This window comes from Staphylococcus intermedius NCTC 11048 (assembly GCF_002902385.1).
GTDB lineage: Bacteria > Bacillota > Bacilli > Staphylococcales > Staphylococcaceae > Staphylococcus > Staphylococcus intermedius.
This window is the reverse complement of record NZ_PPQH01000052.1, coordinates 1-23,232: the sequence shown is the minus strand read 5'-3', so window position 1 is coordinate 23,232 and position 23,232 is coordinate 1. Positions and strand designations below refer to the sequence as shown.

The 23,232-nt window shown below is 38.5% G+C and carries 25 protein-coding genes; 5 read left to right on the top strand and 20 right to left on the bottom strand.

Features of this window, described 5'->3' with window-relative positions; all coding sequences use genetic code 11:
* The first annotated feature begins 29 nt into the window (after positions 1 to 29).
* Entirely contained in the window at positions 30 to 515 is a 486-nt protein-coding gene (gene moaC / locus CD138_RS11125) for a cyclic pyranopterin monophosphate synthase MoaC (RefSeq protein ID WP_019169673.1), read from the top strand.
* Between the two features lie 256 nt (positions 516 to 771).
* On the opposite strand, the gene CD138_RS11120 is transcribed toward moaC, so the two are convergent.
* The 9 genes from CD138_RS11120 to CD138_RS11080 form a co-directional block, all read right to left on the bottom strand.
* Complete coding sequence (locus tag CD138_RS11120; protein ID WP_019169672.1) at positions 772 to 1,272, bottom strand: MogA/MoaB family molybdenum cofactor biosynthesis protein; 501 nt, start codon at positions 1,270 to 1,272, stop codon at positions 772 to 774.
* A gap of 15 nt (positions 1,273 to 1,287) precedes the next feature.
* A complete protein-coding gene (locus CD138_RS11115) occupies positions 1,288 to 2,292 on the bottom strand; it encodes a ThiF family adenylyltransferase (RefSeq protein WP_026066932.1) in 1,005 nt (334 codons plus the stop codon).
* Positions 2,293 to 2,582: 290 nt separating this feature from the next.
* Positions 2,583 to 3,188 (bottom strand): ATP-binding cassette domain-containing protein, encoded by a 606-nt coding sequence (locus CD138_RS11110; RefSeq protein ID WP_019169670.1) that lies wholly within the window; start codon positions 3,186 to 3,188, stop codon positions 2,583 to 2,585.
* Entirely contained in the window at positions 3,189 to 3,860 is a 672-nt protein-coding gene (gene modB, locus CD138_RS11105; protein WP_019169669.1) for a molybdate ABC transporter permease subunit, read from the bottom strand. It abuts the gene before it with no gap.
* A gap of 9 nt (positions 3,861 to 3,869) precedes the next feature.
* Entirely contained in the window at positions 3,870 to 4,643 is a 774-nt protein-coding gene (gene modA, locus CD138_RS11100) for a molybdate ABC transporter substrate-binding protein (RefSeq protein ID WP_019169668.1), read from the bottom strand.
* An 85-nt stretch (positions 4,644 to 4,728) separates the two neighbouring features.
* Positions 4,729 to 6,231, bottom strand: a complete 1,503-nt coding sequence (galT, locus tag CD138_RS11095; RefSeq protein ID WP_019169667.1) for a UDP-glucose--hexose-1-phosphate uridylyltransferase — start codon at positions 6,229 to 6,231, stop codon at positions 4,729 to 4,731.
* 12 nt (positions 6,232 to 6,243) lie between these two features.
* A complete protein-coding gene (gene galE, locus CD138_RS11090) occupies positions 6,244 to 7,236 on the bottom strand; it encodes a UDP-glucose 4-epimerase GalE (protein WP_019169666.1) in 993 nt (330 codons plus the stop codon).
* A gap of 15 nt (positions 7,237 to 7,251) precedes the next feature.
* A complete protein-coding gene (locus CD138_RS11085) occupies positions 7,252 to 8,418 on the bottom strand; it encodes a galactokinase (protein ID WP_019169665.1) in 1,167 nt (388 codons plus the stop codon).
* Positions 8,419 to 8,472: 54 nt separating this feature from the next.
* A complete protein-coding gene (locus CD138_RS11080; protein WP_019169664.1) occupies positions 8,473 to 9,495 on the bottom strand; it encodes a LacI family DNA-binding transcriptional regulator in 1,023 nt (340 codons plus the stop codon).
* 158 nt (positions 9,496 to 9,653) lie between these two features.
* Here CD138_RS11080 and fdhD point away from each other — a divergent pair, with 158 nt between their 5' ends.
* Positions 9,654 to 10,451 (top strand): formate dehydrogenase accessory sulfurtransferase FdhD, encoded by a 798-nt coding sequence (gene fdhD / locus CD138_RS11075; protein ID WP_019169663.1) that lies wholly within the window; start codon positions 9,654 to 9,656, stop codon positions 10,449 to 10,451.
* A 47-nt stretch (positions 10,452 to 10,498) separates the two neighbouring features.
* Here the strand turns inward: fdhD and CD138_RS11070 are convergent, their stop codons facing one another.
* Positions 10,499 to 11,260 (bottom strand): DUF5613 domain-containing protein, encoded by a 762-nt coding sequence (locus CD138_RS11070; protein ID WP_019169662.1) that lies wholly within the window; start codon positions 11,258 to 11,260, stop codon positions 10,499 to 10,501.
* Positions 11,261 to 11,346: 86 nt separating this feature from the next.
* Here CD138_RS11070 and CD138_RS14065 point away from each other — a divergent pair, with 86 nt between their 5' ends.
* Positions 11,347 to 11,595 (top strand): hypothetical protein, encoded by a 249-nt coding sequence (locus CD138_RS14065; RefSeq protein WP_142302759.1) that lies wholly within the window; start codon positions 11,347 to 11,349, stop codon positions 11,593 to 11,595.
* On the opposite strand, the gene CD138_RS11065 is transcribed toward CD138_RS14065, so the two are convergent.
* From CD138_RS11065 to CD138_RS11050, 4 genes are all read right to left on the bottom strand, one after another.
* On the bottom strand, positions 11,564 to 12,337 hold the full coding sequence (locus CD138_RS11065) for a GNAT family N-acetyltransferase (protein WP_019169661.1): 774 nt from the start codon (positions 12,335 to 12,337) through the stop codon (positions 11,564 to 11,566). The two genes, CD138_RS14065 and CD138_RS11065, sit on opposite strands and share 32 nt — an antisense overlap.
* A 22-nt stretch (positions 12,338 to 12,359) precedes the next feature.
* The gene (locus tag CD138_RS11060; RefSeq protein WP_019169660.1) at positions 12,360 to 12,920 is read right to left on the bottom strand and encodes a biotin transporter BioY; all 561 of its coding nucleotides are present in this window, start codon (positions 12,918 to 12,920) and stop codon (positions 12,360 to 12,362) included.
* Positions 12,921 to 12,999: 79 nt separating this feature from the next.
* Positions 13,000 to 13,863 carry an ROK family protein gene (locus CD138_RS11055; RefSeq protein ID WP_019169659.1) on the bottom strand — a complete coding sequence of 288 codons (864 nt, stop codon included), beginning with the start codon at positions 13,861 to 13,863 and terminating at the stop codon, positions 13,000 to 13,002.
* Positions 13,844 to 14,518, bottom strand: coding sequence for a FadR/GntR family transcriptional regulator (locus CD138_RS11050; RefSeq protein WP_019169658.1), 675 nt, complete (start codon positions 14,516 to 14,518; stop codon positions 13,844 to 13,846). The genes CD138_RS11055 and CD138_RS11050 overlap by 20 nt, the downstream gene beginning before the upstream one ends.
* 154 nt (positions 14,519 to 14,672) lie before the next feature.
* Here CD138_RS11050 and CD138_RS11045 point away from each other — a divergent pair, with 154 nt between their 5' ends.
* The gene (locus tag CD138_RS11045) at positions 14,673 to 15,554 is read left to right on the top strand and encodes an N-acetylneuraminate lyase (RefSeq protein WP_019169657.1); all 882 of its coding nucleotides are present in this window, start codon (positions 14,673 to 14,675) and stop codon (positions 15,552 to 15,554) included.
* Between the two features lie 140 nt (positions 15,555 to 15,694).
* Positions 15,695 to 17,221, top strand: coding sequence for a sodium:solute symporter family protein (locus CD138_RS11040; protein WP_019169656.1), 1,527 nt, complete (start codon positions 15,695 to 15,697; stop codon positions 17,219 to 17,221).
* Between the two features lie 332 nt (positions 17,222 to 17,553).
* On the opposite strand, the gene CD138_RS11035 is transcribed toward CD138_RS11040, so the two are convergent.
* The 6 genes from CD138_RS11035 to CD138_RS11010 all read right to left on the bottom strand — a co-directional run bounded on the left by CD138_RS11035 (position 17,554) and on the right by CD138_RS11010 (position 23,053).
* Positions 17,554 to 18,477, bottom strand: coding sequence for an ABC transporter substrate-binding protein (locus CD138_RS11035; RefSeq protein ID WP_019169654.1), 924 nt, complete (start codon positions 18,475 to 18,477; stop codon positions 17,554 to 17,556).
* Between the two features lie 265 nt (positions 18,478 to 18,742).
* The gene (locus CD138_RS11030; RefSeq protein ID WP_019169653.1) at positions 18,743 to 19,120 is read right to left on the bottom strand and encodes a YbaN family protein; all 378 of its coding nucleotides are present in this window, start codon (positions 19,118 to 19,120) and stop codon (positions 18,743 to 18,745) included.
* 118 nt (positions 19,121 to 19,238) lie between these two features.
* Positions 19,239 to 20,399: an acyl-CoA dehydrogenase family protein gene (locus tag CD138_RS11025; RefSeq protein WP_019169652.1), complete on the bottom strand. Its 1,161-nt coding sequence runs from the start codon at positions 20,397 to 20,399 to the stop codon at positions 19,239 to 19,241.
* 431 nt (positions 20,400 to 20,830) lie between these two features.
* The gene (locus tag CD138_RS11020) at positions 20,831 to 21,178 is read right to left on the bottom strand and encodes a transcriptional regulator, SarA/Rot family (protein WP_019169651.1); all 348 of its coding nucleotides are present in this window, start codon (positions 21,176 to 21,178) and stop codon (positions 20,831 to 20,833) included.
* Between the two features lie 456 nt (positions 21,179 to 21,634).
* Positions 21,635 to 21,988 (bottom strand): DoxX family protein, encoded by a 354-nt coding sequence (locus CD138_RS11015; RefSeq protein ID WP_019169650.1) that lies wholly within the window; start codon positions 21,986 to 21,988, stop codon positions 21,635 to 21,637.
* 12 nt (positions 21,989 to 22,000) lie between these two features.
* Positions 22,001 to 23,053, bottom strand: a complete 1,053-nt coding sequence (locus tag CD138_RS11010; RefSeq protein WP_019169649.1) for an LLM class flavin-dependent oxidoreductase — start codon at positions 23,051 to 23,053, stop codon at positions 22,001 to 22,003.
* Positions 23,054 to 23,232 lie beyond the last annotated feature (179 nt).

Here is a 23,232-nt window from a genome sequence, read left to right as displayed (position 1 = left end):
ATCCTTGCATTCAAGTAAGGAGGAATAACATGTCTGAATTTACACACCTTAATGCTCAAGGTCATGCAAAGATGGTGGATGTTTCTGATAAACAAATCACTAAACGAACTGCTATTGCACATTCAAGCATTCAAGTTAATGCCACGATTTATGAACAAATTACACAAAATACAAACAAAAAAGGAAATGTTTTAAATACTGCACAAATTGCAGGAATTATGGCTGCTAAAAATACGTCGACAATCATTCCAATGTGCCATCCGTTAGCACTTACAGGGATTGATGTTGCATTTGATTGGGAAACTTCGGAAAATCATTTTATTTTAAACATTACGACGACTGTCTCTACTAATGGCAAAACGGGTGTAGAAATGGAAGCCTTAACTGCTGCTTCTGCCACTGCGTTAACTATTTATGACATGTGCAAGGCCGTTGACAAAGGGATGGTCATCGGTGAAACGTATCTCGTTCAAAAAACGGGTGGCAAGTCTGATTTCAACCGTACATCTCACTAACAAGCTTTAAAGTTTATCAAGGGGCTGGGAAGCATGATTGTGTCCCCGCCCCCTTTTTCTAATAATCAAATGCACTTTGATGAAATCAGTGTATTTGCTTTGATTAGAAAGTAAACAATTGAATACGATCTTCTTTTAAAATCAAGAGTTTGCCTTCTTTATTCGCTGTTTATATTCATATGATGGCTATTATGAGCTTGCGTACGCTTAAGTTGTCTCAAATCACCCACATGAGATGACTCTTTCACATATCACATTATTTATTCATTTCATAAACTAAATGTGTGAGTTCTGGTAATATCAACCGATTGAGCGCTAATTTTACGGCACCTGTTGATCCTGGTAAGCAAAAGATTAATGTGCGTTTTGCTGTACCTGCAACAGCTCGAGATAACAAAGCGCGTGTCCCGACATCTTCTGTAAAACTTAAATAGCGAAACAGCTCTCCAAACCCTTCAATTTCCTTATCTAATAATGGCGTTACCGCTTCAATCGTGACATCTCTCGGCGCAATACCCGTTCCACCTGTCGTTACGATGACATCGATATCTTCTGCCAACCATTGTTGCACAGCCGATTGAATCGCAGTCTGTTCATCTTTAACAATGGTGTAATGTTTAATGTCCACATCAAAATCAGCAGTTTGTAATAAGTTTTGAACGCATTGTCCCCCTTTATCTGTCTCAATTGTTCGTGTATCAGAAACAGTCAATACTGCACAACGGACAGGTCTCTCTAATTTGACGTTCGTATGCATAAAACCACTCCTTTGTTAGCCGAATAATTTATGTATCATCACTTGTGCCGCCTCTGTATCTTTTAAACCATGAATGAGTAGACGACCATCTTGAAAAGCAACAATACGTGATGCTTCAAATTTAAATTGTAATAAATAGCCATTGGACTTGTATGGGATTTTTCGCGCGTCTAAGTATGACTTTAAGCGTTCAAATGTCAATTCAGGATGTTGGTATTGTACCGTATCTCGACCACATAAAGCGGCATAGTTGGACGTTCGTGTGTTCAAATAAGGATAGCTTGGTTGCTGGCCACATGTTGGACAATCTTCACGTTGCAATCGTCGCATACCAAAAGTAAAATGTGTCCCTTCCCATATATCACCATAAGTCAACTTCGGTTCAATCGGTGTCTCGGTTAAAATTTTCAATGCATCTCTCAACTGAAAACTCGTCGTCATCGTGACAGCAGGTTGAATGACGCCTACCGTGTCACACGTGAGATTGATCGATGGAATTTGAGGAACTAAACATTGAAAACAAGGCGTTTCCCCTGGAATAAACGGCGCCGATACATACGTACTTTGCACCACACCCCCATAAATCCAAGGCACCCGATACGCGTACGCCGCATCATTGATTCGCATACGTGTTTCAAAATTATCTGTCGCATCCAAAATTAAATCAACAGTCGGCACATGTGCTTCTAAAAATGCAACATCGACATGTGCAATATATGCCTCAATATCCACATCACGACGTATCGCCTGAAGCATCTTTTTTGCGGCCATCACTTTCGGTACACTTTCATCTGCATCATGTTCCGTAAACAACGTCTGCCGTTGTAAATTAGAATGCTCGATATAATCCCTATCAACAATGATGAGTCTTCCAACACCTGCACGCACTAACCCTTCAGCAAGGTGTGTTCCTAAAGCACCCATGCCTACAATGAGCACAGCTTTCGCATTGATTTTTTGTTGACCATTCCGCCCTATGCCTTTGTATAAAACTTGCCTAGAATATCGTTCTTCACCCATCATCATAATCCTCTCTACAATACTATTCTCAATTATACGGATTTTTCGAAAGGGACTCAACGGATTAAAACGGCAATAGCCCCTATTCATCATGGGGTAAAACGATGAAATCTGATGCGCTGATTCCCTATATATTTAAAAAGCGAACCAAAGATGGCGTGTCCATGTCTTTGATTCGCTGTTTAAACTATTTTCATTTGATCTCTTTGTCAGCGTCATCCGAATAACTAAGTCTCGTATAACGCTAACCTTACACATATTCACTCGAAGTCTATGGATATCCAGCCGACTCATTGTACGACAATCACTTCATCCGCTAACATTTCGGCTTCCCATTTGGAATGTGTCACAAAAATGATAGGAATACGCCATTCTTCAAAAACCCGCTTCACCAATGCCATACTTTCTTGTCGCGCTGTTTCATCCAAACTTGAAAACGGCTCATCTAGCAACAATATTTCTGGTCGCATACTCAATGCTCTTGCCAATGCGACACGTTGCTTTTCACCGCCCGAACAGCGCTCTGGATACACGTTCTGTAAATGTTCAATATTTAATTGCTTCATCAAATCTGCAATATGTGTGTTATAACGTGTCATAAATGTAATGTTGTCCAACACCGTCATATGTGGAAACAATTGATAGTCTTGAAACAAATAGCCGATGCGCCGTTCGCGAATGGGCACTTGACTTTGCTGTACTGTATCAGTTAAGACACGCCCGTTAATTTGAATCAATCCAACATCCGGATCACAAATCCCTGCAATGATGTTCAATAGCGTCGTTTTACCTATCCCCGACGCACCTTGAATCGCATAGATTTGAGGCTGATCACTTTGAATTTGAATGCTGATATGACGCTGGTTAATGTTTTTTTGTATTTGAAGGTTTAACAACTAATCCACCTCACGATAACGCTCTCGATTCATCACATTCATCGTTCCTATCACACTAATTGCAAATGCCACTAGGACGAGAACCCATAGCCACGCTTGATTTTCTCTACCTTGCTGAACAAGAAAGTAAATTTCTAACGGCAGTGTATTGGTTTTACCAGGAATGTAACCCGCAATCATGAGTGTCGCCCCAAATTCACCAATTGCACGTGCAAATGCAAGCATCATCCCTGAAATAATCGCACGTTTCGACAAAGGTAACGTAATTTTGAAAAAGATTTTAAGTTCAGATGCCCCCATCGTTCGTGCAGTATTCAGCATACGTGGATTGATATTTCGAAAACCTTGGACTGTATGTTGATACATGAGAGGGAAGCTGACAATAACCGATGCCACGACAGCCCCGATCCATGTAAATACGACTTTCACCCCTAAAATATCAGTGAGTAAATGTCCTACAGGCTGATCCACTGAAAACAGCATGAGAAGTAAAAAACCTAATACAGTCGGAGGTAATACGATAGGTAACAGTACAATACTCTCAATCAGATGCGTCCATTTCGTTCGCCTATGATACATGATACGTGCAAGTGCGATTCCAAGTATAAATACGACGACTGTACTGACCAATGCCACTCTCAAGGATATCCAAAAAGGCGTAAAATCAGACATTAACATCACCTATTTTTCAAAATGATAGTCTTTCAAAATGTGTTGTGCTTCGTCACTCTTCATAAAATCATACCAAGCCTTTGTCGCTTCAGTATCCGTTACTGTGCCCATTCGGTAGACAATAGGTTTTTCCAGTGTTGCATCAGCTACTTTTTCAACACCCTCATGTGGCTTTTGACCCACGTATAAATCTGTTTGGTAAACAAAACCGAGCTGCGCATTGCCTTTATTCACATAGTTTAATACTTCACGTACATCTTTCGCGTAAACGATACGATCTTCAACCATTGACCACTGGTTTTGAGCTTCTAAATACGTTTTGGCATACTTACCCGCCGGCACGGATTTCACTTCACCAATTGCGAGTTGGTCGTTATCTCCGAGTTGATCCACACTTTGAATATCGCTACCTTTACGATGAATCAATACTAATTTGTTGCGGGCGTAATCAAATGTTTGTTGTACTTTCCCTTTTTCTTTCAACATATCGACATCTTTCGTATTCGCTGACATGAACACATCAACCGGTGCACCTTTATCAATTTGTTCTCGCAAAGCGCCCGAACCACCATAGTTAAACGACACGTCGACATTTGGATGTGCTTTATGAAATGCCTTTTCTAATGCTTTTGTCACATCCGTTAAACTTGCTGCAGCTGAAATCGTCAATTTTTCGTCATCCTTTGATTTTTTAGAATCCGATTGAGACCCGTTTTGACCACACGCTGCTAAAACGATCAATAATAGCCCTATGAACATCATCCAACTTATTCTTTTTTTCATGATGCATTGCCCCTTTAAAAATGAATTGACATGTAAAAATACGTTCGAAATCAGTATAACAGATTCCGAACGTCTTTTTGTAAAATCATATCAATGATGCATTTAACGTTGCGATAAAGCGTTGGAAGGCAGCTTGACCGACTTCATTCCTTTTGAACACCCCAGCATCTTGAAGTACGCGCTCAAATTTATACCCCACTTCTTGACGCACAATCGTTTCAGCATCTTGTGTGTCAAAATCATATTCCACTTTCATTTCTTGTGCCCATGACTCATGCACACCTAGGTCCATCGTTTCATCACCATTTAAAAATGCGATCACGTCTTGTAATTCTTTTTTTAAACGTCCAGGCAATATCGCTGTGCCCATGACTTCAATTAAACCAATGTTTTCTTTCTTAATATGCTGAACATCTTGATGAGGATGGAATAAACCGTCTGGAAACTCTGGTGTACGTTGATTATCACGTAACACAATGTCCATTTCATAGTGACCATTACGATATCTTGCAATCGGAGTCACTGTATGATGACGCTCGCCTGTATCACTATATGCTTTCACTTGTACATGCGCATCACTATATCCTTGCCATTGTCGACGAGTCCATTCACTCGCCGCAATCAGTTCGTCAGTATCTGTCGCAGTTAATCGGATCACACTCATTGGCCATTTGACGATACCTGCTTGTACAGTCGGAAAGTCCGCTAATTCAAATACGCGTTCAATAGGTGCCAATGCCATTGGAAAATCATGACGTCCTGCTTGATAATGATTGTGCGATAAAATCGATCCGCCAACGACTGGAATATCTGCATTCGAGCCAATCGTGTAGTGTGGAAATTGCTTCACAAAATCAAGTAAGTTTTCAAACGTCACTTGGTTGATTAACATTGGCGTATGCTCGCGTGATAATAAAATGCTATGTTCATTAAAATATTGGTACGGTGAATATTGGAAGCCCCATTCTTCCCCGTTGATTTGCATTTGTACAATACGATGGTTCGAACGTGCGGCAGAAGTCATCGTTCCGTAATAGCCTTCATTTTCCATACAAATCGCACACTTCGGATAGGACGACGTCGGTGCGTTTTTCTCGCGCTCAATTTGTTTCGCATCTTTTTCAGGTTTCGATAAGTTAATCGTAATTTCAAAGTCACCATACACTGTTGGCACTTGATATACAATGTTTTTCGCAATCGCTTCTTCTTTAATGTAATGATTCAGGTGACTCAGTTGATAAAAATAATCTGTTGCCGCTTCTGGTGAAAGTTGATAACGTTGATAAAATTCACGATTGACTGAAGAAGATTTTGGCGTGATTAAATCCATCAAACTGGCTTCCAATTGTTCGCGTGCGGATAAAATGTCTTCAATAACGCCTCGCTTAATCGCATCTTCAATAAGTAAATTGACGATTTCAATTGGTGCTTGTGGTTGCATATCATATTCAGTGTCTAGAAGCGCAATATCATCTGCCTTGATACGTGACAAAATTTGATTCACGACATAAATACGGTCTGCCGGTTCATAGTCGCCATGCGCAATAATATCATCTGCAAATTGATAGACATGTGATGCGTTTGCCATAATGAGCCTCCTTTAGACAGTTTCATATCCATTTGGGTGTTTTTGGTGCCATTCCCAAGCAGTACGAATAATTTCATGAATATCATCATGTTGGGGTTGCCATTTCAATAATGCTTTCGCTTTATCACTTGAAGCAACCAATTTACTTGGATCACCTGCACGTCTTGGTGCAACGACTGCCGGAATGTCTCGACCAGTCACTTCACGCGCCGCATTTAAAATTTCTTTTACTGAATAACCGTGGTTCGTACCTAAGTTAAACGCACCACTTTCGCCACCCGCTTTTAAGTAATCATACGCTAAAATATGGGCTGAAATTAAATCTGTGACATGTAAATAATCTCGAATTGGCGTACCATCTGGTGTGTCATAATCATCACCAAACATTTTCAATTCATCACGTTGACCTAATGCCACTTGTAGTACAACTGGGATCAAGTGTGTTTCTGGATGATGATCTTCACCGATTGCACCGTTTTCTTTAGCACCCGCAACATTAAAATAACGTAACGCGGCATAGTTGACACCATACGCCTCGTGACACCAACGCATCATTTTTTCCATCACAAGTTTACTTTCACCATATGGACTTGTCGGTAATTTTTGTGAAGTTTCTACAATAGGCACTTCTTCTGGTTCTCCGTAAACTGCAGCTGTTGAACTGAAAATGATATGTTGAACATCATGTGCACGCATCACTTCAAGTAACACTTGTAAACCATAGACATTGTTGTTGAAATATTCCAGTGGATATTCTACTGATTCACCTACTAATGAATACGCACAGAAATGGAACACACCCTCAATGTTCTCTTTTTGGAAAACGCCGTCTAAAAATTCGCGATCACGCACGTCGCCTTCATAAAAACGTGCTGATGAATGGACAGCTTCACGATGCCCTTTCACTAAGTTATCCACGACAACCACATCATAACCCGCTTCAACTAATTGATCGACACAGTGACTTCCGATATAACCTGCGCCACCTAATACAAGCATTGCCATATTCTATACACTCCCTTATGATTTCTCTATTGTGCGTACACCGTTTGCGATGTCCACATGATAGAACGATGGTGCATACCCGACCGTTTTCGTATATGCCTCAGTCACCTTTTCTTCAAGGTCAGCAATTTTATCTTTGTGTACGAGCGCAATCGCACATCCTGCAAAACCCGCACCAGTCATACGTGCCCCTAACACACCATCAACTTGTTGTGCTGCTTCTGCTAATGTATCTAACTCTAGCCCTGTCACTTCATAATCGTCTTTCAATGATGCATGAGACGCGTTTAACAATTCGCCAAACACTTTAAAATCGTGTGCTTGTAACACTTCATACGCTTGTTTTGTACGTTCATTTTCTGAAATCGCATGTCTCGCACGACGCATAAGCACATCATCACCAATTTTATCTGCGTACTGTTCAAATTGTGCCATCGAAATTTCCCCAAGTGATTGTACATCAAGATATTTTTGTAATTGCGCTAACGCACGCTCACATTCACTACGACGTTCGTTATATTTCGACTCGGCAAGTTCTCGGCGTTTATTCGTATTCATAATCGAAATTTTGTAGTCACCGAACTCTGTTGGCACGTAATGGTACTCCAATGTATTCGTATCTAATAAAATCGCATGGTCTTTTTTACCGAAACCAACAATAAATTGATCCATGATCCCAGAATTCACGCCAATAAATTCATTTTCGACACGTTGTCCCATTTTGACGAGTTCAAGGCGATCCATGTCAATATGGAATAAAGTCGTTACAAGGTGACCTGTTAACAATTCGATAGACGCTGATGAAGATAGACTCGCACCGTTTGGAATATTACCTTCAACGACGATGTCAAAACCACGATTGATCTCAGGAAATTGCTCAACTAAGTAACGAATCATTCCTTTTGGATAGTTCGCCCATTGATGTTCAGCATTGTAATCTAAATGGTCTAAATCAAAAGCCATCACACCTGCTGACTCAAAATTCACTGAGTAAAGTTGGATTTTACGGTCGTCACGTAACCGCCCCACACCATATGTCCCTAATTCGATTGCTGCAGGAAAAACAAAACCGCCATTGTAATCTGTATGCTCGCCAATTAAATTGATACGACCAGGTGCAAATGCAGTCAATGTTGGTTCTGCATTAAAAATGTCTTTAAATTTTTGAGTTAGGTTTTGCATAGCTCACACCCCAAAGTTTTTGTAGTAAACAACAAATATAGTTTACTGTTTATCTCATTCACTGTCAACTGAGACCGCTTTCAAAAAACTTTCTCGATAATTCAATTGTGTGTTCAGTTGCATATGAATCGCGACTTGACGATTCCCTTTCATTTGATCTTGTGCTAATCGAACTGCTTGTCGACCAAATTCTTCAATAGGAATACGAATACTAGAAATCATCGGCGCTGTATATTGTGTAATTTCAGAGTCATTAAAGCTAACGAGTTGCACATCTTGTGGCACACGAATATGCGCTTGCTGTAACCCTTGCAACACACCGACTGCAAGCACATCATTGCCTGTAATAACGATTTGTGGTAAAGTCTCCCGCTCTGCAATATGCTGCCCAATCTCAAGACCATTTTGACGCTCCCAATTCGATGAGTAATTATCCATGTGTATGTTGAACTTCTCACACCAATTCACATATGCACGTTGTCTTGCATCAGCAACAATATCATGCGCGTGCCCCACATCACGTATCTTTGTTTCTCCACCAACATATGTCACTTTCTCTATACCTTGGTTCTGAAGTTCTTCAAGTAATGCTTCCATACTGTGATATAAATCAGAAGATACTGCATCGATATGACTCGGCGCATCGATTTGGTTAATTAAAATGAGTCGCGCATTGTATGTATAAAGTTGTTGAATTACAGATTGTTTGAATGGGCCAATGACAATTACGGAACCCGCCTTTTCCACTTGTTTCAATTGTTCAATCGACGTTAATTCATTCGTACGGATTGTCTTTTTCAATGTTAAATTCAAATGCTTCACTTCTTTTTCAATTGCTAAGCGCAGTTCTCGATAATACGGGTCAATCATTTCTTTTTCTTTTGAAGCATGTGTGACAATTTGAATTTGTCGTGTGAGGCGTTTTTGTTTTGTATAATTACGCGCATTGGCAATTTCAATAATACGTTGTCTCGTCTCGGTTGCGACCGACAATGACGGATCCTCATTTAATACACGCGACACCGTACCAGGACTAACACCTGCCTCTTTCGCAATCTCTCTAATACTCGCCATCATTCAACCTACTCTCTTCTTTTGTTTACTACAGTTTACTTCTTTTGTTTTTTCTTTTCAACACTCTTCATATTTCAAATTCTGTTAAAATTGGTGGAGAAAGTTTAAAATAAATTTATCTATTCATACAGTTGAACATATTTTGAAAGGAGGTTGGACATTTGAATCCAGACTTCAAAACGAACCAACCGATTGTAAGATTCGAAAATGGCGTTTTATTTGAAACAGCAGATGATTATGTAACAGAAACACCACTCACAATCATGGTAAATCAAGAAGAATTTGCGACGGTCATTTGTAGTCCAAACCAATTGGAAGAACTGGTGCTGGGCTTTCTCGCTTCTGAAGGGGTCATTTTAAAAAGAGATGAGCTAAAATCGATAGAAATTGATGAACATCGGGGCTATGCACATGTTGAAATCACATCACCTTTACATGACCGCATCCAATTATCAACGAAACGGCTTGTCGCTTCATGTTGTGGGAAAAGTCGGGAGTTCTATTTCCATAATGATGCAGCGATTGCAAAAACTTCAATGTCCAACATTCAATTGACCCCATCTCAAATTTTAAGCATGATGACACGTTTACAAGCGCAAAGTCGTGTCTTTCAAGCAACAGGCGGCTTACATAACGCAGCGATTAGTGATGGTAATGATTTTTACATTCATCGCCAAGATATTGGACGTCATAATGCCCTCGATAAACTTTACGGCTACTGTATTCAACGTCATATTGGGGTGCGCGATAAAGTCCTTATTTTTAGTGGACGTATCTCCTCAGAAATTTTAATCAAAGCTGCTAAAATTGGTGTTGGTATGATTATTTCTAAATCTGCCCCTACCACATTAGCTGTACAACTTGCGCACGATCTCAACATTACTGCGGTCGGTTTCGTGCGTGACAATTACTTTAATATTTACAGCCATCCAGAGCGCATTCAACAAATAAACATGTAAAAAACAGGCGTTGATGAGGAAAGACTCAACAAACGCCTGTTTTATTCTTAATCGTATAATTTTTTAATCATGCTATATTGGAAACTAATTAATTGATAGTTTTCTTTAATGTACATGTCTCTCACCGTCAAATCTGAAGCACTTTGCAAAATTACTGGTCTCACATTCGCCAACATCCCTACAAACGCCTGCATAGCCAAACCAATTCCTCGTCCACAGGCATCTTCAACAACTTCAAAATCGTCAATTTCAACAGTACGCTCTGACTCTATGATTTTCATCGTACCGACCGGTTCACCTTTTTCATAAACGACGTAAGGTTGACTTACTCCAAACCCGTACTTCGCCCCTCGGTATAACCTATCTTCAACTTCAATCAAATAATCGGCACCGTACTCCATCCCTATAGGTTCAAAAACTTTCATATAATCGGGAATTCTTTCTAGGGTTAATGGCTTAACGATAATTTCTGGACCATCTATTTGTCGCAGTGTCTTAGCATCTGCTGCATACAGTTCGAGACGTCTCACATTAAACCCTTCATCATGTAAAAACTGCAACATTTCTTTGTTGGGTTCAGCATCTACAGGAAATTCAAATTTTAAATGTAAGAATATACTGTGGTCGTAATGAAACGCTTGCTGTCGCTTCATATCTTCTTTAAATGTTGCTATATCTGGTATTTGGTGATATACCCACTTATTATTATCAAAAGTGATAGGGGTATGTGAATTAAGATAAATAGTCATGTCTTCGTTTTGATCATAAACTTCTGCTTCAGTGTAAATATCGCTCATTTGAACTTCCATCTTTAATTCCCTACTTTCATATATGATTTTGCGCTTTGGTGTCTGACTCTAGAAATCACTGTATCTTTATATATCATGACTGTGATATGCATAAGGATGACAGCCGTGATTTAGTTACTGGTGAATTCGTTAAAAAAGAGAGATGGTTTGATTTATTTTTCTACACATTAGCAATACCCAACACCATTGATGACGATCATCATCAAAATGTGAGCAAGTATGGATTTCGTATCAAACGATTTAAAATATCGCACCTGCAGCATGGCGTCATCAATGTCCGTTTGTATGATTTACCAACCGTTATCAATACGACACTGAAACAGTTAATTCTTTAAGGGCACTGTACTGAAAACTGATGAATGTATAACCTTGTTTCAGATACATCTCTTTCGCTGTATCTTCAGCATCAGCGACTAAAATGACTGGACGCTCTTTAGCAAGTTCTCCTACGAATGCCTGCATCACCGAACCAACGCCACGCCCTCGTGCTGCTTCAGCCACTGCAAAGCCATCTAATTCCACTGTTCGCTCCGTCTCAATCACATTCATAATGCCAATGGGTTGCGCATTTTCATATGCAATATAAGGTTGGAGCGCACGAGAGTCTTTCTTCAACAGTTTTCGCAATGTCTGTGCACTTTCTTGAATATAATCTGTACCAAATTGAATTGAAAGTGGCTCATAGACGTGCATGTAATCTGCCATATTCTCTAATGTTACAGGCTCGATTTCAAGACTTGGGCCAGTCAATTGACGTAAGTCTGCTGCTTCAATCATGTACAATTCAAGATGTCCGAGTTGAAAACCTTCAGCACGTAAAAGTTGCATCATGTCTACGTTAGGTTTGACGTTTTCTGGAAATTCAAATTTGAGATGCGTCAACACACCATTGTCAGCATGAAGCCTTTGTTGTTGCCTCATATCATCCTTAAACTGAGATACATTAGGCATTTGATGATAGACCCATTTGTTATTTTCATAGGTCAGGGGTGTTGTGGGCGTCATATAAATGGTTACGTTGTCATCTTTAGAATAAATGTCGCCCTCACAATAAATATCACTCATTTGAATGTCCATCTACATCCCCTTCTTTCAATGCTTATTTTGCTAGTTGTTGCATGATTCTCGACATCACAGGATTTTTAAACAGTGCAACTGCAATGAGTGCGGCAATTGCAGCTTTGATTAAATCACCTGGTAAAAATGTTAATGACAGATAAATGGCCTTTGAAATTGGCATATGAATAACAAATCCCATCACAATGGCCCCCACTAAGTCTAATAACACGACCCCAAAGATCACGATAATCGCAAAAGTACGCTTAAAATCTAATGTTTCAAAATATTTGTCGCGCATCCAACCAATTAAAAATGCTGAAATGGGATACATGATTAAAAAGCCGACACTCGGTCCAACGAATACACCATAACCGCCACGTCCACCTGAGAGCAATGGTGCACCCATAAATACGAGTAATAAAAATACGATGACACTTAAAGTTCCATAACGACGTCCTAATAAAATACCTGCTAAAAAGATACCCACATTTTGGAGTACGATAGGTACTGGAATAAAAGGTAACGGAATCGCTGGGATAAAGCCCATTACGGCGATGATTGCAGTCATTAATGCTGTATAAACTAAAAATTTCGTGTTCAAAATCTTTTTCCTCCTCAAAATGATAAAAACAGTTCATTTCAGATTATACCATTAATGTAAACTTGATTTCTATACTTGTTTACAATTCACTGACCGCGCCGATTAATGCAGCATGATTTTGGAGCTGTGCGACTTCCACTTTGGCATGACCGTAATCTTGAGGCAGATAGCGCGTCAATTCCGGCAAAATATAACTTAATAACACATCACCTTGTGCAGAAACGCCACCACCTATAATGATGATTTCTGGATCATAGACAATTTGAATTTCCGCAATACCTCGTGCCACTTCACGCGCCCATTGCTTGATATAGTGTCGTGCTGTGGCATCACCATTCTCCGCTTCTTCAAATAATTGTTGAATATTTTGATGCGGATAGTTTTCTTTCATTAACAATTGTTTTAACGCTTCTGTAGAGGCACGTTGTTCATATTGTGTCTCAGTTACTGGGTCGTATAATAAATAGCCAATTTGATTCGGACGATGACGTACACCTGTTAACAACCCGATATCTCGATGATAATAACTGCCGCCAATTCCCGTACCTAAAGTTAAACAAAAGGCACTTTCGTAAGACGTTTCCCTTTCATCCAACTCCCCTAGCAATGCTGCATCAACATCATTATAGACGCTGAGTTCTTGAACATACGCACCCAGTTGATCTGCAAAATTTGTGCCTGTATAATTCAAAATATTCGGATTGGCGTATGCAATGGCACGTGCTTTTCTATCCACCGCACCCGCTGTAGAAATGCCCACTGCGACATCTTGTAATTGATGTTCATGAATGTAACGTTGTAATCTTGTCTTAACATAATGAATAATCGCGTCGTTTTCGTTTACGGGCGTTCGCACTTTATCATAATCCTGTAGCTGTCGATGCGCGTCTATAATGGCTGACTTTATATAAGTCCCTCCAATGTCAAAAGCGATTTTCTTCATAAAATTCTGCCCCTCTCATGAGATGTTCCGTTAACAATGCTTTGGCCAATGAAAAATTTCCGTCCTTTAACGCTTCATAGATATTTCGATGTTCTGTCATACTCCGCACATTTTGTTCACGCGATGTTTCAATAGGTGTTTGATAAAAATATGCTTGTACCACGGCACTCATTTGTTGAAATAATGATGAATCTACCGCAGTCAGCAAACTTTCATGAAATTTTTGGTCTGCAGCCACATTAAACGTATCTACATCATCAACAAGTGTCTCTGCAATCGAAGTTAATGGCGTTTGTCTACGCTCAATGATATCAATTGCTGCGAGTTCGAAGGTAAGACGTAACATCATTAAATCTTTCAAATTGCCGTGAGAGACTTGAAAACTAAATAAAAATCCTTCAATCAGTGGCGTAATATCTTGTGCTTTTACTAATGTGCCACGTCCTTGTACACTCTCAGTCACGCCTGTGTTTTCAAGATAACTCAAAGCCTCACGCACAACGGAACGACTCACTTGATATGTCTCGGCTAACTTGCGTTCAGTGGGTAATTTATCCCCCACCTGTAATGACTCCGCTAAAATATAATCCTTAATCTTTTGTACGACCGTTTGCTTCAAATTTTTACCAGAACGACTCGACAATTCCCCCATCATCCATACTAACTCCTTGTAACCAGTTTAGTTCAGTTTAACATAATTGTGACGATTCGTTGTAAAGTGATTGACCATTACTTTGATAACGCTTACAATTAAATTATAAATTGGTCAGACCAATATTACAAATAGAACATTTATTGGAGGGTGTACCATGCATGAACATTTAAAAGGATTATATGCGGCTTTACTCGTTCCGTTTGATGAAAATGGACAAGTGAAAGAACAAGGTTTAAGAGCCATTATTCGTAATGCGATTGACGAGCAGAAATTAGATGGCTTGTATGTGAACGGAAGTTCGGGCGAAAACTTTTTAATGAATACCGAACAAAAGAAAGAAGTTTTCCGCATTACAAAAGATGAAGCGAAAGACGATATTCGCTTAATAGCACAAGTCGGTTCACTTGATTTAAATGAGGCAATTGAACTTGGAAAATATGCAACTGAACTGGGTTATGATTCACTATCAGCTGTCACACCGTTTTACTATCCTTTCACTTTTGAAGAAATTCGTGACTACTATTTCGCTATTATTGAAGCGACTCAAAATAATATAATCGTTTATTCTATCCCTGGATTAACAGGTGTCAATATTTCTATCCAACAATTTGAAGAACTTTTCCAAAACGACAAAGTCATCGGTGTGAAGTATACAGCGCCAGACTTCTACTTACTCGAACGCCTACGTAAAGCATTCCCAGATAAATTAATTTTCTCTGGTTTTGATGAAATGCTTGTACAAGCAGCAATTTCAGGTGTTGATGGTGCGATTGGTTCTACTTTTAATGTGAATGGTCGTCGTATTCGTCAAATCTTTGAAAATGCTCAAAATGGCGCGATTGAAGAGGCTTACCGCATTCAACACGAAACCAACGATATCATTGAAACAGTGCTCGGTATGGGGCTTTATCCAACGTTAAAAGCCATTTTAGCTGAAAAAGGCATTGATACGGGGGTTCCTAAAGCACCATTCCATCCGTTTAACGAAACACATCGCGATGCATTGAAAACATTGATGGACCAATATCAACTTTAAGAAAATCATACTTTAATTTAAAAAGAGTGGCGTTCAAACGATAAATAGAGAAAGCGTTGTTCTTCACTCTTTTCTTTCGGATAAATATGTAAGCGTTTTCTTTAAATCTTTTTATTGATGATTGAAAGGGGTTTGTTTTTATGGCAACAATTGGCTTTGGATTTTGGAACTGGATTGCTTTAATTTTATACTTATTGGTTATGTTAGGTATTGGCGCGTATTTTACGAAGCGTGCAGGTAAAGATACCGATAGTTTCTTTAAAGCAAGTGGTCGTTTACCATCATGGGTCGTGGGCTTTTCCATTTATGCGACAACGTTAAGTGCAATTACGTTTATGTCAACACCAGAAAAAGCGTATTTAACAGATTGGTCTTACATCGCCGGCAATATTGCAATTGTCGCGATTATACCATTACTTATTCATTTTTATGTTCCGTTTTTTAAAAAGCTTAATATTACTTCAGCTTATGAATATTTAGAAGCACGTTTTAATCCGGCAGTACGTGTGATGGGTTCTGTGTTGTTTATATTATTCCATTTAGGTCGTGTAGCGATTGTCATCTATTTGCCAACACTCGCAATTACAGCCGTCTCTGACATCAATCCATATTTAGTCGCAAGTCTCGTTGGTATTTTATGTATTATCTACACATTCCTGGGCGGTTTTGAAGGTGTCGTATGGAGTGACTTCATTCAAGGCGTGATTTTATTAGGGGGCGCACTTGTCATTATTATTATGGGAGTGATTCATATTGACGGCGGTTTAGGTACAGTGGTCAACGAAGCAGTGAGTAACCATAAATTAATCAGCGCAGACAACTGGAAAATGAACGCCGCCGCTGCTGCTATTCCGATTATTTTCCTTGGTAGTATTTTTAATAACTTGCAACAATATACAGCAAGCCAAGATGTCGTACAACGTTATCAAGCTTCTGAATCTTTAAAAGAAACATCTCATTCGATTTGGACAAATGGGATATTAGCACTTATTTCAGCCCCACTCTTTTATGGTATGGGAACTGTTTTGTATGTCTTTTATGCGACTCATACAGCATTACCGAAAGACTTCAACACATCATCTATCGTGCCTTACTTTATCTTAACTGAGATGCCACCATTCGTTGCAGGGCTCTTGATTGCGGCTATTTTCGCGGCAGCACAGTCAACTATTTCATCAAGTTTAAACTCCATTGCAGCCTGTTTTTCAGTCGATATTAAACAGCGCTTCTTTGGTATTAAAAGTGATACAACTGAAGTACGTATTGCGCGTGTGACAACAGTCGTTACAGGCCTCATCGGTATGCTTATCTCATTATATTTAATTGCAGCAAACTCGAATGACGTTTGGGATCTTTTCTTATTGATTACAGGTCTCTTTGGTGTACCAATTGCAGGCATTTTTGCGGTTGGAATTTTTACGAAACGTACACATGGTGTGGGCGTTATTATCGGTATTTTAGTCGCTGTTATCGTAAGTTATTTCTTACAAGGACAAGGGATTGGCGGTGCAGGATCACCATTCTACATTTCCATTATCGCCTTTTTGACGGCATTTATCGTCGCATATATCGCCAGTCTCATTATTCCAACACCGAAAAAAGACATTTCCGGACTCACTATTTTTGATAAACACGGCGCTATCACATACGTCCGTAAAACAAAGTAATTCAACATATTAAAAAGGTATCTCATCACTTTTGAGCCGAACACTCAGAAGCAGATCAGATACCTTTTCATGTTTGATAAAGTGTGGCAATCACAACAGTTAAGAAAATGAAGAATGATTAAACATCTTTACAGTAAAAGCGGTACCACCCGATTAAGAGTAGTACCGCTTTATTTAATTGCCGACCTGGACGAGACTCCTGAGGCATCAGCTGACCTCGAAAATCCACTCACGCCTCTCCTTGTAACAGTTCAATCAAGCGTGAGTGAGTTGAGAGGTCACGCGCCTCGGAAAGCGCAGAATGGTTTAGCAATCTCAGCTTAAACCACGATTTAATTCGATGGTAACGCTAAAAGTTGTTCTTTTAAATCTTTACGAATCACATCTAATGTGTACGGATCATTATACCAATATACACTTGAATCTACATTAAACGCATGTTTCTGTTGTACCGCTTCTAAATTTTGCCACATAGCTGTTTTTTGGAATTCAGGTTGGGCTGCGTCTTTCGCTTTAGCTGTAATGATCACATCACCAGCATATTTACCCACTTCTTCTTTTGGTACTTCTGTCCATCCTTCTTTTTTCGTTGCATCTTCTAACGCTTTAGGCATATTTAAACCGAATGCTTGGTAGAGCACTTCACTACCGCGTCCCCAGTTTTTACCATAAGCATAAATTTTCTTATCAAAGTCTTCAAAAATCGTTACTGATGTGTCATTACCAAGATGCGCTTTAATCTCTTTACCATCTTGTGCTGTTTGTTTTTCCCAGTCAGCTTTCCATTTTTTCACTTCATCAGATTTACCGACGATGTCACCCATTGCTTCTTGTTGTTCGAGATAATTATATTTCGCATAGTCAAAAGCAATCGTTGGTGCAATTTTTTTCAATTTTTCTGTGTTTTTGTCTGTATTGTATGTAATGATAAGGTCAGGTTTTAATGACGCAACCTTTTCTACATCTTCTGCACCAACTTTATCAACATCTTTAAATTGTTTTTTAAGCACCGGACTTTGATCGACTTGATCAGAAACACCAACAATGTTTGCATCAAGATATTTTAAACCGCCCGCGTATGTAGGTGCCAATACAACAATACGTTTTGGATCTTTTGGAATATCGATTTTTTCCTCACCTTTAGCTGTTTTAAGATTGAACGCTTTTGTTTCCTTTTCACTACTTTTATTATCATTTTGGCCACATGCCGCCAAAATTAACATACATACCAATAACGGTAATAATAACTTTTTCATTCATCTTCCTCCAATTGATAATGATTATCATTATTATATATTGGAATGCCCTTGAAATCAATCTTTTTCTAAACAAAACTTTTTTAAATCTTAAAATAGGTCTTTCGCAAATGTTTGTTTCTTGCTAAATTGTTTTTTATCGAGTGCATACTTCATCCAATACCTTGCATCACAGCAATACATTTCAATAAAAAACAGAAACTACACGTTCTCATAGCGTGCAATTTCTGCTAAATCCATCGTATTGAATTGAGTGTACAGACTTTTATCGCGTATCGTAACTTTTCGGCAAAGTCTTTACCCATGTAAACAAGACCACCGTTTGTAATACAACCATTACCAATAATCCTAGGCGAATCATTGTGACATCCACCATGAAAATCGAAAAACCCACTACAATATACAAACTGATTAATAATTGTATTTTCTTTTTCATCGTATAACCACGATATTTTCGAAAATCTTCGACGTAAGCTTGATACACTTTTGTTTGAATGAGCCAATCATGAAAACGATCGGAACTTTTCGCAAAACAGAGTACAGCGACAAGTAAAAAAGGTGTTGTAGGCAATAGCGGTAAGACGGCGCCTGCAAAACCTAATAATGTAAAGATACCCCCTATGCCCAGTAAAAGATATCGCATTATCCTATACTCCTTTGTTCTTTAAAATTTACGTTCATACTTGGTGTCGAACTTTTATCTCTAAAACTATCATAACGGCTCTTTTATTAAAAAACAATCGCCTTTTCATTGCGACAGTTTATATATGGCTTTGACGTTCAGTCATTGCTTGTTGCGCTATTTTAGTATACGACATGTCCTGCATCGGTGGGTTATGAAGGCCGGCACGCATGTCTCGAAAATATCTTTGTAATGGTCGGTCCATTTCTAAACTTTTCGCACCAACAATACGCATCGCTAAATCAATCACGTCTAATCCCTCATTCATCACTACGACTTTACTCGCAGCGGTTTCTGCACCTATATGATCTTGAGGTGTCACTGATTGATAAGCACGCGCAGTACTCCATAGTAAATGTCTGGCTGTAATTAATTTTGTTTCCATTTGCCCAATATTTTGTTGCACAACAGGTAAGTCGGCAATCGGTCCTTCAATACTATTTGGACTATACTGCAATGCAAAATCAACTGCATAATCACGTGCTGCTTGAGCAATACCTAAATAAGTTGCAGGGATATGCAACAACCAGCCATTTTGATAGGCCGGTCCTTCTCCTCTGATTTCGATAAGCTTATCTTGTTTCACTCGTACGTCATTGAGTATCACATCATGACTTTCTGTGCCACGCATGCCGACCATATTCCAATTATTCGCAATTTCTAATCCTGGTGTACCTTTTTCGACCATAAAAAAGCCCACTTGTTCTTTAACAGGGATGTATGCTGCCACGATGATATGTGTTAAGACAGGGCTCATCGATGTAAATGTTTTGACACCATTTAAAATATAATCATTGTTTTCAAATCGGGCATAAGTTTGAGGACGCCCACCTCTAGTAGGACTTCCTGTTTCTGCTTCACTCACAGCTCTATTTGCCAACGCACCATTTTTCACAGCTTTAGCAAAATCATCTAATATCGCTTGATCCCAAATGCGCCGTTCAAAGACTTCCCCTACGAGTGCCATATGCCATCCCACAGAAAGCGCAGTAGGTCCATCAATCGAACCAAGAACTGACTGGAGAACAACCATATCTTCTAAAGTCGCTCCTCGCCCACCATACGATTCAGGTAATGTCAATTGCGTATAGCCTTCGTTGATTAGCCACTCCATGTTCTCATGAGGAAAACGATGTGCCTGATCATTACGCTGTACATATTTGGTTAATGTTTCACGTTGCGCTTCAAGCTTTGCAACCCATTCTCTCTGTATGGCAGATTGGATTAACATAGATTTCATTTCTAAAACCTCACAATCTTCTTATTTCTTACTTACTTTGTCAACATTATAATATAAATGTATGCGAATGCCTAATCCGAGGTTTACAATCAGCTTTCAACCCCTACCTTACCCGTTACAGTTTAATCCTTCAATACAACTGCTTTTTATGTTTGCGCCGTATACATTTCTCTTTATTCGTAATCCTTTAACCTCAATGACTTAAAAAACGACAAAAAGCACATTGCGTTCGCTTTTTGTCGTTTATTTTCTACTTCTTTTCGCTATCAAAATGTACGCAAGAACAAATCTAAGTCGTGACTTTTTCAGATATACCGCTGCTAAAAAGAGATTTTGACTTTTTCATTTCGCAGCAACTTGAGGCTATTTCCAACCATCCTTATAGACTATTGATCGCTCAAGCGTGTGATGTCAATCCATCAATGTCATGATTATAGTAAAGTTTCAATTTCATTAAATAAGCTACCGATTTTTTCATATTGCTCTTTTGATACTTCAATAATGACTGTTCTTTCGTCTTGTTCATTACGTTTTTTAGTTAAGAAACCAAAATCTTTAAGCTTTTGCATCGCTTTCGTAATGTAATATGGCTTAAACTTAGAAGCTCTAATAATATCTTTCACGTTATAAGTTTCTTGTTGATGCTCTAAAATAAACGTTAAAATAAAAAGTTCTTCATAAGTTAAGCTGTATTTTTTCTTGATTTCTGTATAAATTCCTTTTGTCGTGAAGCTGATTGTCATTAACTCTTTCATATTTTTGATTTGATACTTTTCCATACGCTTACCCCCTATAGATGAGTGCCAAGTTCAATAGGTTTCTACTCTAATTTTTCTAATAACTATATTAACTTGGAAATTTAATATTTTATCGTTTATATTTTAAACCGAATCTGTCTTTTTTTCAATTACTTTCTGAGTATCATTTCTGTAAAAATTTTTGTTATTTTTCTTTAGTAAAATAAGCGATGTAGAAAAATGCCTAATACACGTGAAAATAAAGATTATAAACAAATTAATTTTATACTTCGATTTTAATTAAACGACAATTGAGTTTTGTGCAAATGTCTTATTAACAATCAATAGGAATACTTTAAAAGAATAAAAAAATAATAACCTACAAAGCGAAATACTTTGTAGGTTAAATTATTAAATATTCATTTTTAAGTTATCGTTATCAATAATAAACATTCGAACTATAGGGTTGATGCATTAAACATCAAATGAATCCTGTCATTATTTTTTGTTAACTAAGTTATCAACTAAGCTTAAGCCAGCTAAAGATGCAACGTCGATAGCGTGTTGTGCACCTTCTTTACCTTGACCCGCTTCGATGTGTTTGTAAATTGCACCAGCTAGTACACCTAGTGTTAAAACTGAAGCAACTTGTGATAAACGTTTATCAAAAATACTAATAGCGAAAAGACCAGCAGCTACTGCTTCAGTAACACCCACTACTTTCACCATGCTTTCAGGTAATTTGAACATTTCAAAAGCATCCTTCATACCTTGGTCACCTTTTAATTTTGGTTGAGCTGCATCAAATAATTGTTTTGCAACCTTTAAGTTTGTAACGTAACGTAAAATCATTTCTAATTCCTCCTATTTGTTTTCAAAATGTGAATCGACGATAGGTTTTACCTTTTCCCCAAAAAGTCTAATTGCATGCATTGTTCTTTCATGTGGCATAGAACCTAATGGTAAGTGTAACATAAATCGTGTAATACCTAACGCTTCGACTGTTTCAATAATTTTTTGCGCGACTGTTTCTGGACTACCTACGTACATCGCACCATTTGGGCCAACCTCTCTTTGGAAATGCTCAACAGAGAACGGTGGCCATCCTCTTTCTTTAGCTAATACATTATGATGTGCTTCTACACTTGGATAAAACTCACGTTGCGCTTGTTCATCTGTATCAGCAACATAACCCCAAGAATGAGAAGCAATTTGAAGTGTGTCAGCTTTATGACCATTGGATTCAGCAACAGCTTTGTACATCGCAATATTTCGTCTAAATCTTTTTGGGTCACCACCTATTATCGCATAAGTAATTGGTAAACCTAAAGATCCTGCTTTTAATGATGACTCTGGTGTACCGCCAGTTGCTAACCACACTGGTAATTCTTTTTGTACTGCACGTGGATAAACGCCACGTCCATCAATATTTGGTGTCAATGTACCTTCCCAGTGAATAATAGTATTTTGATTAATTTTTAATAATAGCTCTAATTTTTCATCAAATAATTGTTCGTAGTTTTTAAGATCGTAACCAAATAATGGGAAAGATTCAATAAATGAACCGCGACCTGCCATAATTTCTGCACGTCCATCAGATAGCGCGTCAATTGTCGCAAATTGTTGGTAAACGCGAATGGGATCATCTGATGATAAGACAGTTACTGCAGATGATAATTTAATATTTTGAGTCACAGCTGCGCCTGCCGCAAGTACTGTTGTTGGGCTAGATACAGCATAATCAGGGCGGTGATGTTCCCCTAATCCATAGACGTCAAGGCCCACTTCATCTGCGAGTTTAATTTCTTCAACAATATTACGAATACGTTCTCCATTTGAAATGGCTGGTAATACGCCATTTTCTGTATGCATATCTTGGTTATCTGCAAAAGATGTCAATCCTAATTCAATTTTCATCTTAGCACCACCTTTCAAGTATAAAATTTATACCGTTATTATACCCCGCTCTTATAACATTTGTCAATAAGAAAGATTACGATTTCAATTTGCAATGTATAAACACCAAAATAACATGTTTCTTCTATTTATTCTCATAGACAATGAATCACACATTATTCTATTTTCTTCTATTATAA